The sequence below is a fragment of the Planobispora longispora genome (assembly GCF_016863135.1).
Taxonomy (GTDB): Bacteria; Actinomycetota; Actinomycetes; order Streptosporangiales; family Streptosporangiaceae; genus Planobispora; species Planobispora longispora.
Genome location: NZ_BOOH01000016.1, coordinates 269,006 through 284,981 on the forward strand (window position 1 = coordinate 269,006; position 15,976 = coordinate 284,981).

The following is a 15,976-nucleotide window of genomic DNA, read 5'->3' on the forward strand; positions in this document are numbered from 1 at the left end:
CGTGGGCGCGGGACCGCCGGACTCTGAGAGCTCTCTCAGGCCGGCGGGAACGCATCCGTCGTTCCCGGCGTTCTGTCCAGCACGCGAGGTACGGTGGGCGGGCGCGCGCGCGAGACAAGGGTGGCGGTTGTGGGATTCGTGGCGATGGTCTTCAGCGTGGTGGTGCTGATCCATTACTACCTGTGGCGTCGCCTGGTCCGCGCCACCACGCTCCCCGGCCGGACCCGCCGGGTGCTGACCTGGCTCCTGATCGCCATGGGCCTGCTCGTCCCGGTGACCATGATCGGTTCGCGCGCCGGGTGGGGGCACTTCCTGGCCTGGCCGGGCTTCTTCTGGCTCGCCTTGATGTTCTACCTGCTGGTCTTCCTGGTGGTCCTGGAGATCCCCCGGGCGCTCGCCCTGCTCGCCGTACGCCGCATGGAGCGCCGTGCCGCCGCCCGGCGTTCCGATGTCCGCGTCGCCGAGCCCGTCCCGTCCGGCGGTGTGGCCGTCTCCGCCGCGGCCTCCCCCGCCGCGGCCGCCTCGGCTGGGGCCGAGACCGAGGCGCAGACCGGCGCCGAGGCGGGAACCGGTGCGGGAACGGGAACCGGTGCGGGAACGGGGATCGGCGCCGGGGCGGGGATCGGACGCAGGCTGTTCATCGCCCGGACGGCCGCGACCGTCGCCGGGGTCGGCGCGCTCGTCACGGTCGGCTCCGGCGTCCGCACCGCCCTGGGCGACCCGGTGATCGAACGGGTCGGGGTCACGCTGCCCCGGCTGGATCCGCGCCTGTCCGGCCTGCGCTTCGCGGTGGTCAGCGACATCCACCTCGGCCCGCTCACGGGGGTCAAGCACACCGAGCGCATCGTCCGGATGATCAATGAGCTGGAGGCCGACGTGGTCGCGGTCGTCGGCGACCTGGTCGACGGCACGGTGGCCGAGCTCGGCCGGCTGGCCCGCCCGCTGGCGAACCTGGAGTCCCGCTACGGGTCCTACTTCGTCACCGGCAACCACGAGTACTACACCGCCAACGGGCCCGGCGAGTGGATCGAGGAGCTCCGCGCCCTCGGCATCCGCCCGCTCCAGAACGAACGGGTCGAGATCGGCCACGCGGGAGCCGTACTCGACCTCGCCGGGGTCAACGACGTCGCCGGCGGCACCGTGGACGCGGGCCCCGACTTCGAGCGGGCGCTCGGCGGGCGGGACCGCTCCCGCTCCACGGTCCTGCTCGCCCACCAGCCGATCCAGGCGCGGGAGGCGGCCGGGTACGGCGTGGACCTCCAGCTCTCCGGGCACACCCACGGCGGCCAGATGGTCCCCTTCAACCTGGTCGTCCCGGTGCAGCAGCCCGTCGTCGCGGGACTCGGCGAGGTGGACGGCACGCAGGTCTACGTGACCCGCGGCGCGGGTTTCTGGGGTCCCCCGGTCAGGGTCGGCGCACCCCCGGAGATCACCCTTCTCGAACTCCGCGCCTGAGCGGCCCGGAGATCTGCGTCTGAGCGGCTGTTGGGGACAAGGGTGACGTACTAGGCTCATGCGATGAGCGGGCCAACATGGGACATATCAGTCTGGCCCGTGTCGTCCCCAGTCCGGTGAGCACCTGGATACGCTGAGACCATGACCTCCCCCGGCCGGAGCACCGCGCGCCGCAAGCCTCCCCACGTGCTGGCCAACGCCCCGTTCCGCAAGCTGTGGACGGCCATGTCGGTGTGCAGCCTGGGCGACTGGCTGAACCTCCTGGCGCTGACCGCGCTGGCGGGCAACCTCACCGCCGGGGAGGACTACCGCACGCAGAGCCTCGCCGTCGGCGGCGTCTTCGTCATGAAGCTGCTCCCGGCGATCGTGCTCGCCCCGCTGGCGGGCGCGTTCGCCGACCGCTTCGACCGGCGGCTGACGATGTTCGTCGCGGATTTGTCGCGGTTCACGCTGGTGCTGTCGATCCCGCTGCTGGACGCCAACTACCAGTGGCTCATCATCGCCACGTTCCTGGTCGAGTGCGTCAACCTGTTCTGGGTCCCGGCCAAGGACGCCACGGTGCCGAACCTGGTGCCCAAGGAGCGCCTGGAGGCGGCCAACCAGCTCAGCCTGCTGGTCACGTACGGCACCGCCCCCGTCGCCGCCCTGCTGTTCGCGATGTTGTCGGTCGCCGGTGAGGGCCTGGGCAGCCTCATCCCGTACTTCGCCGAGCGCGACACCCACCTCGCGCTGTTCGTCAACGCCCTCGCCTACCTGATCTCGGCGTTCCTCATCTTCACGCTCCGCGACATCCCCCGCAGCAACGTCGCCGGGGTCGCGGCCCCGTCGGTGCCGCGGCAGATCGCCGAGGGATGGCAGTTCGTCCGGGGCGACCGGCTGGTCCGCGGTCTGATCATCGGCATGCTCGGCGCGTTCGCCGCGGGCGGCGCGGTGATCGGGGTGGCCAAGATCTACGTGCAGCAGGGACTGGGCGGCGGCGACGCGGCCTACGGCGTGGTGTTCGGGGCGGTCTTCGCCGGCATGGCGTCCGGCATGTTCTTCGGCACCCGGCTGCTGCGAGGGCTGTCGCGGCGGCGGCTGTTCGGGCTCTCGATCATCGTGGCCGGTCCCGTGCTCGCCGCGATCGCGCTCATCCACAACCTGGCGATCGTCGTCCTGCTGACCGTGCTGCTCGGCGCGTGCGCCGGAATCGCCTGGATCATCGGCTACACCATGATCGGCCTGGAGGTGGAGGACCAGCTGCGGGGCCGTACGTTCTCCTTCCTGCAGTCGCTGGCCCGCGTCACCCTGCTGGCGGTCGTCGCGGCCGCGCCGATGCTGGCGGGTCTGTACGGCTCCCGCGACGTCACGATCAGCGGGGAACCCGTCTACCGCTTCGACGGCTCCAACCTGGTGATGCTGATCGGCGCGCTGCTCGCGGTCGGCGTCGGCCTGCTCTCGCTGCGGCACATGGACGACCGCAAGGGCGTCCCGATCATCGCCGACCTGATCGCGGCGGTCCGCGGCGAGCAGCCGGAGGCGGAGCACGCCGAGGCGTCGCGCGGAGTCTTCATCGCCTTCGAGGGCGGCGAGGGGTCGGGGAAGACCACCCAGTCGCGGCTGCTCGCGATCTGGCTCCGCGACCAGGGCTACGACGTCGTGCAGACCCGGGAGCCCGGATCGACCAAGGTGGGCATGAGGTTGCGGGCCATCCTGCTGGACGCCGTGCACCAGGGCCTGTCGGCCCGCTCCGAGGCGCTGCTGTACGCCGCCGACCGCGCCGAGCACGTGGAGAAGGTCATCCTCCCGGCGCTCTACCGGGGAGCGATGGTGATCTCCGACCGCTACGTGGACTCCTCGCTGGCCTATCAGGGGGCGGGCCGGTCGCTGGAGCAGGAGGACGTGGCGCGGATCAACGCCTGGGCCACCGGCGGGCTGGTTCCGGATCTGACCGTGCTCATCGACACCCCGCCGTCGATCGGCCTGACCCGGCTGGGCGGGGCCGCCGACCGGATCGAGTCCGAGCCGATGGAGTTCCACGAGCGGGTTCGCCGCGAGTTCCGCGCCCTGGCCGCCGCCGCCCCCGACCGCTACCTGGTCGTCGACGGCACCCTGGAGCAGGAGGCGGTCTCCCGGCTCATCCAGGACCGGGTCCACGAGATCCTGCCCGACCCGGTGCCGCGGGAGGCCGAGGACATCACCGGGACCATGCCGGCCATCCGCGACTGATCCCGCCGAGTCCCCGGCTCCGGCGGATCGAGGCCACCCGTGACCGGCGGAACCCGTCGTCCGCGCCTGACCTCGGCGGCGGCGACGGTAGGTTTGACGGCGTGGGAGTCTTCGATGACCTCGTCGGTCAGGAACGCGCCGTGCAGACGCTCCGCCGGGCCGCCGCCGCGGCGGCGGAGACGCTGGCGGGAGGCTCCGGGGCGGGGATGACCCATGCGTGGCTGTTCACCGGCCCGCTCGGCTCCGGACGGGAGGAGGCCGCGCGGGCGTTCGCCGCCGCGCTGTTCTGCTCCGGCGGCGGATGCGGTCACTGCGACATGTGCCACCAGGTGATGGTCGGCTCGCACCCGGACCTGGAGACCGTGCGCCCGCAGGGGCTCTCCTACGGCGTCAAGGACACCCGCCAGCTCATCCTCCGCGCGGCGGGGGCCCCGACCCTGGGCCGCTGGCGGGTGGTCCTGTTCGAGGACGCCGACCGGGCCACCGAGGGCGCCTCCAACGCGCTGCTCAAGGCGATCGAGGAGCCGCCGCCGCGGACGGTCTGGCTGCTCTGCGCGCCCTCCCCGGACGACATGATGATCACCATCAGGTCGCGCTGCCGGGTGGTCACCCTCGTCACCCCGCCCACCTCCGCGGTCGCCCACGTGCTGGCCACCCGTGAGAACGTGCCGCCGGACATGGCGGCGTTCGCCGCCCGGGCGGCCCAGGGCCACCTCGACCGGGCCCGCAGGCTCGCCCTGGACGCCGACGCGCGCGGGCGGCGGGAGGCGGTGCTGTCCATCCCCGCCGCGCTCACCGGCGTGGGAGAGTGCGTGGCGGCGGCCGAGAGGCTGGTGAAGACGGCCGAGGAGGAGGCCGTCGCGGTCACCTCTGTGCTGAACGAGGCGGAGACGACCGAGCTCCGCAAGGTCTACGGGGAGGGTTCCACCGGCAAGGGGCTCAACAAGGGGCTTGTCCGGGGCGGGGCCGGGGCGCTCAAGGAGCTGGAGGAGCGGCAGAAGTCCCGGGCCACCCGGACCAAGCGCGACGTCATCGACGCGGCCCTGCTCGATCTGGTGGCGTTCTACCGCGACGTGCTGGCCGTACAGTTCGGGGCGCAGGTGGAGCTGGCCACCGAGGACCGCAGGGCCGATCTGGAGGCGGTGGCGCGGTCCTCCACGCCGGAGGGCAACCTGCGCAGGATCGAAGCGATCATGCTCTGCCGGAGACGGCTGGCGGCCAACGTCAGCCCCCAGATGGCCGTCGAGGCCATGACGCTCTCCCTGCGCAGCCCCTGATTCTCCGGCGACCCCTTGATCTCCCCGCTCACCCTCTGATCCTCCTGCGCGCCTCTTGATCTCCCGCGACCCTTGATCTCCCCGTACAGCCCCTGATCCTTCGCGGGACTCCCATCCTGGTGCGGGCTCTCGGTTCCTTGCGCGCTTCTCCAGGCCTCTGGAACGAAGAAATGGAGCTATCCGTAATCGGATGGCTCCATTTCGTATTTTTCATACTAATGGAACCGATCTCCGTTAACTCCCCTCCAAGAGACGGAGAAGATCGTTAGAATCACAGGAAAAATCTACCCATTCGTTATAAATGGTGTCAGTGTGTCCTGCGCTACGGGGATGAGCGGAAGGGACCGGGGGTCTGTTGGCCGGCAGGGAAACACGTTATGAGACCGCTCCAGCGGGGGCCGGAAGGGCCGTCACAAGCCGGGTGGCCGACGACGACTCATTGAGGATCGAGTGGCCGGAACCGGACGACGGGGAAATCGTCCTACGGCACACGGAGACGGGAGAGGAGCACGCCGGCGCCGAGCTGTCCGGTCTCGCGCCGGGGACGTGGGCGGTGTGGAAGCACGGCGCCCCCCTCGTCACCGATGACCCGGGATTCTCCCTCGACGGGCTGACCGCCTACGCGGGCAGGCCCCGCAGCAAGGAGATCCGCGCGTTCCGCACCCGGGAGGGAACCCTTCACGTGCTGGTCCGCGAGGTCGAGCCGTACGTCGAGGTGACCCGGGTCTGCCCGGAAGGCGGCATGATCACCGTTGAGGGGCTGATCGCGTACGGCGAGTCGTTCCCGGCCGAGCGTCCGGCCGGACTCGTGGCCGTGGCCAGGAAGGGCCCGCACTCGGCGGGCGGCGGGACGGTCGCGGGACGCCGGTTCACCGGGAGGATCCCGATCACGCCGCTGGCCGAGGGACAGACGAGACGGCGGGTCTTCTGGGACCTGTTCGCCGAGATCGACGGGGTACGGCTCGCGCTGGCCGCCCGACTCGACGACGTCACCGAGAAGAAGACCCGGATGAGGTTCCCCGCGCAGTACCTGGGGCAGGTGCGGGTGCGGCCGTACTTCACCGACGCCGACAGTCTGGCCGTCGCGTGCACGATCGAGGAGAAGACCTCATGAAGATCTCCTTCCTGATCCTCAACGCATACGGGATGGGTGGCACGATCCGGGCCACCCTCGACCTCGCCACCGAGCTGTCCGACCGGCACGACGTCGAGGTCATCAGTGTCTTCCAGCACGCCGACCGGCCGTTCCTCCCGCTGGGGGCGAAGGTCCGGCTCCGCTCGCTGGTGGACCTGCGGGAGGGCGCGAAGGTCCGCTGGCCGTACACGAAGCGGGCCGAGCGGCTGAGCCAGGAGCCGAGCGCGCTGATCCACCCGGAGGAGCGGGCCTACGCCTCCTTCACCGCGTGGAGTGACGACGTCCTCCGGCGGGAGCTGCGCAGGCTCCGCACCGACGTGCTCGTGACCACCCGGGCCGGGCTCAACGTCATGGCCGCCCGCTTCGCCCGCAGGAGGGTCGTCACGATCGCCCAGGAGCACCTGCACTTCGCGGCGCACAAGCCGGGGATCTTCGAGGAGATCCGGCAGTGGTACCCGAAGCTGGACGCGGTCGTCACCCTCACCGAGGCGGACGAGCAGGACTACCGGGGCATGCTCGACCGGTCCGGCACGGGAGTGTTCACCATCGGCAACGGGCTGGCCGGAGGACCGCGCCCGGTGTCCCGGCAGGAGAACCGGATCGTGCTGGCCGCCGGGCGGCTGGTGCCGGTCAAGGGATACGACCGGTTGCTGAAGGCGTTCGCGCAGGTCATCGCGGTCCGGCCGGACTGGAAACTGCGGATCTACGGGGAGGGCCGGGTCAGCGACAAGCTGGTCAAACTGGCCACCAAGCTGCGCCTGCACAACAACGTCGTGTTCATGGGATCGACCGGGGACATCGAGGGCGAGCTGGCCAAGGCCTCGATCCACGCGGTCAGCTCGCGGTTCGAGGGCTTCGGCATGACCATCATCGAGGCGTTCGCGTGCGGGGTTCCGGTGGTCAGCTTCGACTGCCCGCGAGGGCCGAGAGAGATCATCACCTCGGGCCACGACGGGCTGCTCGTCCCGCCCGACGACGTCGACGCCCTGGCCGCGGGTCTGCTCAAGATGATCGACGACGAGGACGGCCGCCGCCGGATGGCCGCCAACGCGCGGGAGACGGCCCGCGAGTACTCCATCTCGACGATCGCGGACCGCTGGGAGGACGCCTTCGCCGAACTGGCCGGGTGACGACGGGGTCCGGGGCGCCGGAGGGACCTTGAGGGCCTTCACGGGTTCCGCGAGCTCCGCGGACTCCGCGGGTTCCGTGATCTCGGGAAGGCCGGCGGGCTCCGCGGGCTCCGCGGGTTTCGGTCGGCGGGCCGAGCAGCAGAGGGCCCGTCACGGCGTCTCTGTGATGTGACCATGTCATTGTCGGGGACGACCCCGGAACCCGAGATAGAGCTGCTCTCCCACGGGATGCCGCCGGCGCCGCTCTCCCGCGGGGAGCCGTCGGCCGATGAGCGCATCGACGTCGCGGCGCTGTTCGCCGAGCACCACCTCGGCCTCGTACGGCTGGCGCTGCTCATGGTGGGCGACCAGCCCACGGCCGAGGACGTCGTCCAGGAGGCGTTCACCCGTACCCACGCCGGGCGCCGCCGCCTGCGCGACCCCCAGAAGGCGCTGGCCTACGTCCGGTCGGCGGTGCTGAACGGGGCCCGGTCCGTGCTGCGCCGCCGGGCGGTCGCGTTCCGGCGGGCCGTGCCGTACGAGCCGCCGGTCTGGTCGGCCGAGCACGCCACGCTGCTCGGCGAGGAGCGCCGGGAGGTGCTCCTCGCGCTGCGCCGCCTGCCCGCCCGGCAGCGCGAGGCCCTGGTGCTGCGCTACTACTTCGACCTCTCCGATCCGGAGATCGCCCAGACCATGGGCATCGGCGCCAGCACCGCCCGGTCCACTCTCACCCGCGGCCTGGCCGCGCTCGCCCGCGCCCTTGGGGAGGAAGCATGACCACCGGCAACCGTCCGTACGACCCGTCCGCCTCGGAAGACCACCTGTCCGCCGTCGAGGATCGCCTGCGTGACGCCCTGTCCGCGGCCGCCGCGACCGCCGTCGAGCCCCGCCCGCTGGCTGTTCCCTCCCGCCGCGCCCGTTTTCGTCTCCACCTCCGTCTCCGGCTCCCGGCGGTGCTCGCCGCTGCGGCCACGGTCACCGCGGCCGCCATCACTCTCATGACCGTGTGGCCGGAGCTCAGGCCGTCCGCTTCGGACCTGTCGAGGGAGCGCATCACGGCGATGGCCACGGCCGACGCCGCGCCGGACCAGGCTGACGCGACCGAGATAAGGGTCTTCCTCTGCAAGGACGACGACCACTATCAGCAGCAGTGCGGTGACACGGGGGCGACGGAGGCGGAGAAAGGGGAGATCCGGCGGACGCTCGAAGGGCTGCCGGGAGTGACGGCCGTCACTTTCGAGGACAGTGGGGAAGCCTACGAAGCTTTCAAGCGGATGTACGGGGAGGACGACGTCCTGGTCAGGGCGATCCAGGCCGAGGACATGCCCGAGTCCTTCCGGGCCCTGGTCGACGACGGAGCCGATCGCCAGATGATCATCGACACGATGAGGGGGGTCCGCGGCGTCTCCGTCGTGTCCGCCCTCCAGTGCCCGCCGGCCATGGAGCCGTGCTGAACCCGTACGACCGACGCTGAACGGTCTGGGGCGGCGGTCACCGCGGCGGTGACTGCGCTCCGGAAGCCGCCTCCCCGCGGGGATCCGGGCCTCCTGGCGGTCTCCCGCGAGGGCGGGGACGGCGCGTAGTGTGGACGTGAGCCGTACCACTAGCTTGGTCTGGGAGCCGCATGAGCATGATCATGGCCGTGAGCTTCACCCGTTACGGCCGGCTGTACTACCTCGACCCCGGTGAGCACAGCCCCAAGGTCGGCGACAAGGTGCTCGTGCCCACCGACGCCGGGCCCGAGGTGGCCGAGTGCGTGTGGGCGCCGCAGTGGACGAGCGAGGAGGTCGGCGGGCTGCCGGTCTGCGCGGGCATCGCGGCGGAGGAGCACCTGGCCCGCGACGAGAGCAACAAGCGGCACCGCGCGGAGGCCAGGAGTGTCTCCAAGCGCCTGATCAGGCGGCACTCCCTGCCGATGAAGGTCGTCGGCGTCGACTACCTCGACGCCGACAACGTCTACACGGTCTACTTCTCCGCCCCGCACCGCGTCGACTTCCGCGCCCTGGTCCGCGACCTGGCCCGCAACCTGCGCGCCCGGGTCGAGCTGCGTCAGATCGGCCCCCGCGACGAGGCCCGCCTCCAGGGCGGCATCGGCCCCTGCGGACGTGACCTGTGCTGCGCCACCTTCCTGAAGGACTTCGAGCCGGTCTCGGTCCGGATGGCCAAGGACCAGGACCTCCCCGTCAATCCGATGCGCATCGCGGGCGCGTGCGGGCGGTTGATGTGCTGTCTGAAGTACGAGCACCCGCTCTACCTCGAGGCGCACAGCAGGATGCCCCGCCCCGGCCTGAAGGTGGACACCCCTCAGGGGCCGGGGACCGTGGTGGGACGCAACGTCCCCTCCGACTCCGTCGTGGTCCGGCTGGAGGAGGGCGGCCGGCGCTGCGCGTGCCCGTCGGCCTCGGTCTGCTCACCGCGCAAGCAGCACGACGAGATGTACGGCGAGGCGGTCACGGTCGCCGAGGGCCGCCCGGAGGAATAGCCCGCCGGATCCCGCGGGCCACAGCACCGGTCCGGCCGCCACCCGCTCAGCCGTCACCGGGCTCGCTCCGGCCAGGGAAATCGGGTTGTTCGGGGAGACGGCGGCTCGCCATCATCGGGCACATGCACGTGCCCTACCGGGAACGGATCGGATCCACTGATGTGATCTGCCTGTCCCCGGTCGCCCACGCCGTCCCCCGCCTGACAGCCCGGCCGCCCCGCGGGAACGGCGTCCGCTGCCCGGGATCGGCTGGTATGAGGGCGCGAGTAACGCCCGGGACCATGTAGACTGCCTTAGGTCGTGCGGACACGCACGGCACGCCGCCTTAGCTCAGTCGGCCAGAGCACTTCACTCGTAATGAAGGGGTCTGGGGTTCGATTCCCCAAGGCGGCTCCAGCTCAGAGGCCCTCACCGATTCCTGGTGAGGGCCTTTTGCTAACACCCCTGCTAACAGTGACTTTGCCGACATTCCCTCTCACTGGGGATTGATCGCTCACTCCACAGTCACGCAGGTGATCACTAGGTGATGCGGTTCATGTCATGCCAAGATCGCTTAGTCGGGATTTCTTGTCGCGTTGATGGTGTCGTGCGACGTTATCGATCGCTTGTGGTGCTGATGGGAATCGCCGTTGCCGTGTCCGGATGTACGGCGAATGCAGCACCTGCTGTCGCGCCTACGATGCCGGTCTGCTCAAGATCGTTGTCCCGCGCTGCGGCATGACCCTGCCCGGTGGGGGATGGATGGTCGGTGACCACCTGGTCGACGACATCGGCGAGGGACGGGCCGCCGGTTTGCGGACGGCTTGGATCGACTGAGGACCTGACCCGGTCACAAGCACGGGGTGACCACATCGTCACGGACGTACTTCAAGCGATGGAGGCCCTTTACTCACAGACATAGATGATCAATGTGGATCAATCTCAGAGGATGGGGCTTCGTCCTGCGGAGGTGTCGCGCTGGGTTGAACGGTAGGAGCTTTCGTTGAGGCGTTGTCAATCCTAGCTTTCTTGAAGGATTGTCTGCATATGTACACAGACTAATAGTTTTAGAATTCGTTTGCGAAGGGTTTGCGCTCGTTGGGGTGTTTTGGTTGATATCATCACATTCTTATCCATTGGTAACGTTCGCATAGTTGCATTAAGAGTCATTTCTGTATCGATTGAAAAGTATCTGATGAGTTGATCTTCTGGGACTGCTTAACCTGCCTTGTCCCTACTAGAAGACCATGGGGGAAGACGTGACCGAGCAGGCAGCACAGGCGATCGTCGGTGACGGGCAGGCCATCAACTCACCGGAAGCTTCCAAGGGGGGCGGCGGGTCTCCCGTCAAGAACAAGAAGGAGTCGGGGGCGAAGGCTCTCCCGAAGTGGGAGGCTGATGCGCGGGACCGTGTGCGAACAGCGGTACGTCGCTACTCCAAGCCGCTCGTCGACCTGGTGGCCCGTGACGCCAACGAAGGGGACACGCGCCTCCTCATCACGGATTTCCTGTGCGAAGGGCTCGGATACGACAAGTACGAAGACCTCACCACGGAATATCAAGTCAAAGGTGAGTTCGCCGACTACGGAATCCGCATTGACAAGCAGCTGGTCGCCTTCATAGAAGTGAAGCGCTGTAGTCAGAAGCTCAACGCCAAGCATCTGCGGCAGGTTCAGATGTACGCCGTCAATGAGGGTGTTGAGTGGATGATCCTCTCTAACGGGCAAGTCTGGCAGGTCTATCACATGACTGCGGGGCTCCCCGTGGTCATCGACATGGCTCTTGAAGTGGACCTACTCAGTGATGCCAGCCTGGCGGCGAAGACCGATGCGCTCTTCTATCTCACAAAGGAAGCATTCAAACGCCGCCTCATCGACGATCTCTGGAGAGCGCGGGCCGCGACCTCGCCGAAATCCTTGGCGCAGGTGCTTCTATCTGATGTGGTGGTGGAAGCCGTACGTAAGGAAGTCCGACGCCAGACAAGTTACAACGCCGATGTCACAGAGATCCATCGAATCTTGCGAGAGGAAGTACTCCGGTCGGAGATTCTGGCCTGAGTCGGTAGGTGGACCGCTGATCCTTTGTGGCTGAGGCGCTGACGATGCCGGTCCTCATTGAGGACATATCGTGACCGCATCGGGATCACGCTTCACGCCGTGGGCCTGAAGCGTGATCTTGCTGACGTGGGTGCTAATAACGGGCCTGGGCGGTCCTGGACAGTCGTGATCTAACCCGTGATGAAGGGGTCTGGGGTTCGATTCCCCAAGGCGGCTCCGCAGGCGAAAAGCCCTCCGGGTGATCCCGGAGGGCTTTTTCGATCTTGTACAGCAGCGGAATAGGGCAACGGGTCCGGCGGGTGGCGGAACTCCAGCGGATCCTGTTGAGTTGGGCGGAGTGAGTCCGCCCTCTCCCCAGAGGAACCCTTCATGGTCGAAGCACCCGTGACCGAGCGCATGTCGTCATGGGCGAGAGCCGCCCAGGTCATCATGATGCTTCAAGCGGCGTTCGGCGTCGTGGCGGGGATATCGCTGCTCGTTCTTCTGTCCGGGGCGCAGGGCGGAGGCATCGGCCCGGTAGAGGCCGGGTTGCTCTTCGCCGGCATCGTTCTGGTGCTGCTGACCGGCTGGACGGCGGGGAGATGGAACTCCAGGCGTGCGCAGGTCTGGACTGCTTCGGTCGTGCTTGAAGGACTCATCCTGGTCGGCAACGTCTCGGTGATCTCTTTCGACGCCTGGTCCGACTTCGAGGTTTCGGACGGCTTCGCCCTCCTCATTCCGGCTGCCGCGTTCCTGATGTTGCTTCTTCCCTCGACGAAGGCCTGGTTCGACCGCTGAAGCCCCTCCCGGGCGATCTGCCCGGTGTGCTTCCCGGCCCGGCACGCCGTCGTTTCCCGGGGTCCGGACGGGACCCGGGAAACGTGGGGGCTGCGCAGACTGACATCTGTCAGGCGGCGTCGAGGGCCTCGGTGATCTTGCGGGCCATCTCGGTCACGGCGGGGCTGGGCTCGCCCTTCTGGGCCCGGGCGGCCGCGTCGACGGCGATGAGGACGGTGCGGCGGAAGTTGTCGGCCTCGGCCGGAGCCTGCTGCTTGAGCAGGCTCATGCCCGCCGTCAGGGCCGGCAGCACGCGGTCGGCGAGGGCCGCCGTGGACTTGCCGTCCAGGTTGATGTCCCTGGTCTTCTCGGCGAGCACGTGCCCGACCAGGCCGGTGGCGGAGGACAGGGCGATGGAGCCTTCGGTGGCGACCTTGTGCGGCGAGCCCGTGGCGCCGGCGGCGGCCAGCAGCGAGACGGCGCCGTAGGCGGCGGTGCGGAGGGTGGACTTGTCCTGGTCGGTAAGGGTGACGGACATGCTGGTGTGATCCTTTGCGTCTGGTGGGGAAGTCATGTGAACGGGTGGATGGCGGGGCGGGTCCGCCGGGCGCGGCGTCAGTCGTCGATCGCCTGGTAGAGCGTGGTCCAGAAGTCGTTCATCAGGTGCGCCGGGTTCGGCACGGAGTAGCCGACCTGGGTGAGCAGGAGGCCGGTGAGCCGGTTGGCGGGGTCGGCGTAGGCCGAGGTGCCGCTGCCGCCGTCCCAGCCGAACTGGCCGATGGGCGCGTAGTCGCCGCGGTAGGTGCGCACCGCCATCCCCAGGCCCCAGCCGCCCTGCTGGCCCTGGCCGAAGGAGATGTGCACGTTGTCGGTGGCCATGGCGTGCCGGGGGGCCTGCTGCCGGGGGGTGAGCCGGTTGGTGGTCATCAGCTCGACGGCGGGCCGCGACAGGATCCGCCTGCCCTGGTGCAGGCCGCCGTTGAGCAGCATCCGGAAGTAGGCGTGGTAGTCGTCGACGGTGGAGACCAGTCCGCCGCCGCCGCCCTGGAAGGCCGGAGACTCGCTCCACCGTCCGCTCTTGGCCTCGTCCCACACGAGGAACTCACCGGTCTGCGGGTCGGGGGCGTAGAGGTCCGGCAGCCGGTCGAGCTTGTCGGCGGGCACATGGAAGGCGGTGTCCTTCATGCCCAGGGGCTCGAAGACGCGCTCGCGCAGGAACTCCTCGAACGACTGGCCGGTGACCCGGGAGACGAGCACGCCGACCAGGTCGTTGCTGATGTGGTACTGCCACTGCTCGCCGGGCTGGTACATCAGCGGCAGCTCGCCCAGGCGGCGCATCCACTCGTCCGGTCCGGGCTGAGGCTCCGGTCCCGAGGGGGTGAGCCCCTGTCCGAAGATCGCGTTGAAGATCGGCGTGCCCACCGACGTCATGTCCATGCCCAGACCGAACGTCGACGTCAGCACGTCCCGTACGGTGATCGGCCGGCGCGCCGGCACGGTGTCGTCCAGCGGGCCGTCGATCCGCTTGAGCACCTGTCGGCCGGCCAGCTCGGGCAGCCACGGGTCGACCACGTCGTCCAGCCGCAGCCGGCACTCATCCAGCAGGACCATCGCCGCCGCGATCGAGACCGGCTTGGACGTCGAGGCCATCCGGAAGATCGTGTCCCGGCGCATCGGCGCGCCGCCGTCATGGCGCATCGTCCCCATCGCTTCGACGTGCGTCTGACCGCCCCGGCTGACCAGGGCGACGAGTCCGGGGATCTTCCCGGAGTCGACATGCCGGGCCAGCACCTCGCGCAGCCTGCGCAGCCCCGCCGCGGAGAAGCCGCCGTCGATCTTTTCCATCATGAAGCTCCTTGCGTGCAGTGTTCGATCTGCCGGACTCGTCCCGGCGCGATGCTCATGAGTTCGAGGGGACGGGGCTGGTGAGCCCATGGCGTTCCCGGCCCCGTCAACCGGCCGTCGTCTTCCCGCCGCAGAACACTTCCTTGACGAGCCCGTCCAGCGCCTTCGGGAACTCCTTCGCCACGTCGAACGCGACGTCCCCGCCGGTCAGCGAGGCGGTCAGGGTCGTCCTGCCGTCGGGCGAGCTGTACATCAGCGCCCCGTAGCCCCCCGGCGGGCTGCCGTTGTGGTTGAGGATGACGCCGGCGCAGTCCGGGCCCGTGTCCTGCACGTATGTCCCGAGGCCGTAGCGGCCGTAGAGACCGGTGCTGTCGGGGTGCGGCTCGCGCATCTCGGTCAGCAGCCCGGCCGGCAGGAGCTTGCCGCCGTTCAGCGCGGAGAAGAACGTGTGGAGATCCTGGGTGGTCGAGAGCATGTCACCGGCCCCGGCCAGCAGGGAGAGGTTCTGGCGGGTGACGTCGACCACCTTCCACTGGCCGGCGTCCTCATACCGGTAGTAGCCGTGGGCGTGCGGCCCGGGCAGCTGCGTCCGGTCGCCCGGCACCGCGGTGCCCTTCAGGCCGAGCGGCCGCAGGATGCGCCGCTTCATCTCCTCGGCGTAGGAGTGGCCGGTGACCTTCTCTATCAGCAGCAGGGCCAGGGTGTAGTTGGTGTTGGAGTAGCCCCAGCCCGTGCCCGGCTCGAACCGCGCCGGCTTGGACAACGCGAACCGCACCAGCTCTTCGGGCCGGTAGGAGCGGAACCGGTTGTCCACCCACTCCTTGCCCACCGCGGGCATCCCCGGCACGTACGTCCCGTCGGGGGCGAGCTCGCCGGTGTAGTTGAACACCCCGCTGGTGTGCTGCAGCAGCATCCGCACCGTGATCCGCCGGTCCAGCCCGAACTCGGGCAGATAGCCGGCCACCGGGTCGTCCAGGGTGATCTCGCCCTCGGCCACCAGCTGCAGCACCACGGTCGCGACGAAGGTCTTGGTGACGCTGCCCACCCAGAACCGCCCGTTCGTCGGCGGCTTCGCGCTCGTCCCCAGCTTGCGCGCCCCGACGCTGCCGACCCACTCACCCCGCTCGTCGTGCACGCGCACCTGCATCCCGAGGAAACCGGCGTCGACGAATGCCCGCATGGCTTCCCGCAGCTCCGGGCGATCCTGCCCGGCGGCGGCCTGCGGCGGGGTCGCGCCGTCCGCGGCTGCCGCCCCGGGTGCGGCTACCCCGGCCAGCAGTGCGGCCGCCAGCGCCGCCGTGACCCCCGCCCGCCGGAAGCCCCGCGGCGTCCGGGCCCTGCTGACGCCGGACCGGCCGTCCAGACCGATGCCGTCAAGCATGTTCTCGTCCTCGTATGCGTTTCGCAGCCCCGAGGCCGCAACCGCTGAATCGTTCATGGCAGCTACCATCGCCGACCGCTCTGACACCGGGCCGTCACCGTGCTGACGCGGCCGCTGACACGGCGGGGCGGCGGGGGGCGGAGTCATCACGGCTGCGCCGAGCACTCCGGCTGCGGTGCCGGAGAAGGCGGACGACACGGCCGCGCCGCAGGGCTCGCGAGCGGCGACTCACCGGACGCCCTGCGTGGTCGCGCCCGGATCCGCCGTCGGCGCGGGTGTCGCGACGGCGGGC

General features: G+C 69.5%; 14 protein-coding genes and 1 tRNA gene. 12 read left to right on the forward strand and 3 right to left on the reverse strand.

The window, feature by feature from the left end:
• The first annotated feature begins 129 nt into the window (after window positions 1–129).
• From Plo01_RS09710 to Plo01_RS09765, 12 genes are all read left to right on the forward strand, one after another.
• Complete coding sequence (locus tag Plo01_RS09710) at window positions 130–1,455, forward strand: metallophosphoesterase (protein WP_239316070.1); 1,326 nt, start codon at window positions 130–132, stop codon at window positions 1,453–1,455.
• 141 nt (window positions 1,456–1,596) lie between these two features.
• The gene (gene tmk / locus Plo01_RS09715; RefSeq protein ID WP_203890179.1) at window positions 1,597–3,663 is read left to right on the forward strand and encodes a dTMP kinase; all 2,067 of its coding nucleotides are present in this window, start codon (window positions 1,597–1,599) and stop codon (window positions 3,661–3,663) included.
• A gap of 101 nt (window positions 3,664–3,764) precedes the next feature.
• Entirely contained in the window at window positions 3,765–4,940 is a 1,176-nt protein-coding gene (locus Plo01_RS09720) for a DNA polymerase III subunit delta' (RefSeq protein WP_203890180.1), read from the forward strand.
• A gap of 439 nt (window positions 4,941–5,379) precedes the next feature.
• A complete protein-coding gene (locus Plo01_RS09725) occupies window positions 5,380–6,054 on the forward strand; it encodes a hypothetical protein (protein WP_203890181.1) in 675 nt (224 codons plus the stop codon).
• Window positions 6,051–7,205, forward strand: coding sequence for a glycosyltransferase family 4 protein (locus Plo01_RS09730; protein ID WP_203890182.1), 1,155 nt, complete (start codon window positions 6,051–6,053; stop codon window positions 7,203–7,205). Before Plo01_RS09725 ends, Plo01_RS09730 begins: the two co-directional genes overlap by 4 nt.
• Before the next feature lie 228 nt (window positions 7,206–7,433).
• A complete protein-coding gene (locus Plo01_RS09735; protein ID WP_373871676.1) occupies window positions 7,434–7,961 on the forward strand; it encodes a SigE family RNA polymerase sigma factor in 528 nt (175 codons plus the stop codon).
• On the forward strand, window positions 7,958–8,638 hold the full coding sequence (locus Plo01_RS09740) for a permease-like cell division protein FtsX (protein WP_203890184.1): 681 nt from the start codon (window positions 7,958–7,960) through the stop codon (window positions 8,636–8,638). Before Plo01_RS09735 ends, Plo01_RS09740 begins: the two co-directional genes overlap by 4 nt.
• 182 nt (window positions 8,639–8,820) lie before the next feature.
• Window positions 8,821–9,666, forward strand: a complete 846-nt coding sequence (locus Plo01_RS09745; RefSeq protein ID WP_373871677.1) for a PSP1 domain-containing protein — start codon at window positions 8,821–8,823, stop codon at window positions 9,664–9,666.
• 319 nt (window positions 9,667–9,985) lie between these two features.
• A tRNA-Thr gene (locus Plo01_RS09750) sits at window positions 9,986–10,062 on the forward strand.
• Between the two features lie 246 nt (window positions 10,063–10,308).
• Entirely contained in the window at window positions 10,309–10,482 is a 174-nt protein-coding gene (locus Plo01_RS09755; RefSeq protein ID WP_203890185.1) for an HAD hydrolase-like protein, read from the forward strand.
• 422 nt (window positions 10,483–10,904) lie between these two features.
• On the forward strand, window positions 10,905–11,702 hold the full coding sequence (locus Plo01_RS09760; protein WP_239316071.1) for a type I restriction enzyme HsdR N-terminal domain-containing protein: 798 nt from the start codon (window positions 10,905–10,907) through the stop codon (window positions 11,700–11,702).
• Window positions 11,703–12,071: 369 nt separating this feature from the next.
• A complete protein-coding gene (locus Plo01_RS09765; RefSeq protein ID WP_203890187.1) occupies window positions 12,072–12,479 on the forward strand; it encodes a hypothetical protein in 408 nt (135 codons plus the stop codon).
• A gap of 109 nt (window positions 12,480–12,588) precedes the next feature.
• Here Plo01_RS09765 and Plo01_RS09770 read toward each other — a convergent pair whose 3' ends face one another.
• From Plo01_RS09770 to Plo01_RS09780, 3 genes are all read right to left on the reverse strand, one after another.
• Complete coding sequence (locus Plo01_RS09770) at window positions 12,589–12,996, reverse strand: hypothetical protein (RefSeq protein ID WP_203890188.1); 408 nt, start codon at window positions 12,994–12,996, stop codon at window positions 12,589–12,591.
• Between the two features lie 77 nt (window positions 12,997–13,073).
• Entirely contained in the window at window positions 13,074–14,303 is a 1,230-nt protein-coding gene (locus Plo01_RS09775) for a serine hydrolase domain-containing protein (protein WP_203890189.1), read from the reverse strand.
• Window positions 14,304–14,409: 106 nt separating this feature from the next.
• A complete protein-coding gene (locus Plo01_RS09780) occupies window positions 14,410–15,684 on the reverse strand; it encodes a serine hydrolase domain-containing protein (protein ID WP_239316072.1) in 1,275 nt (424 codons plus the stop codon).
• Window positions 15,685–15,976: the final 292 nt, after the last annotated feature.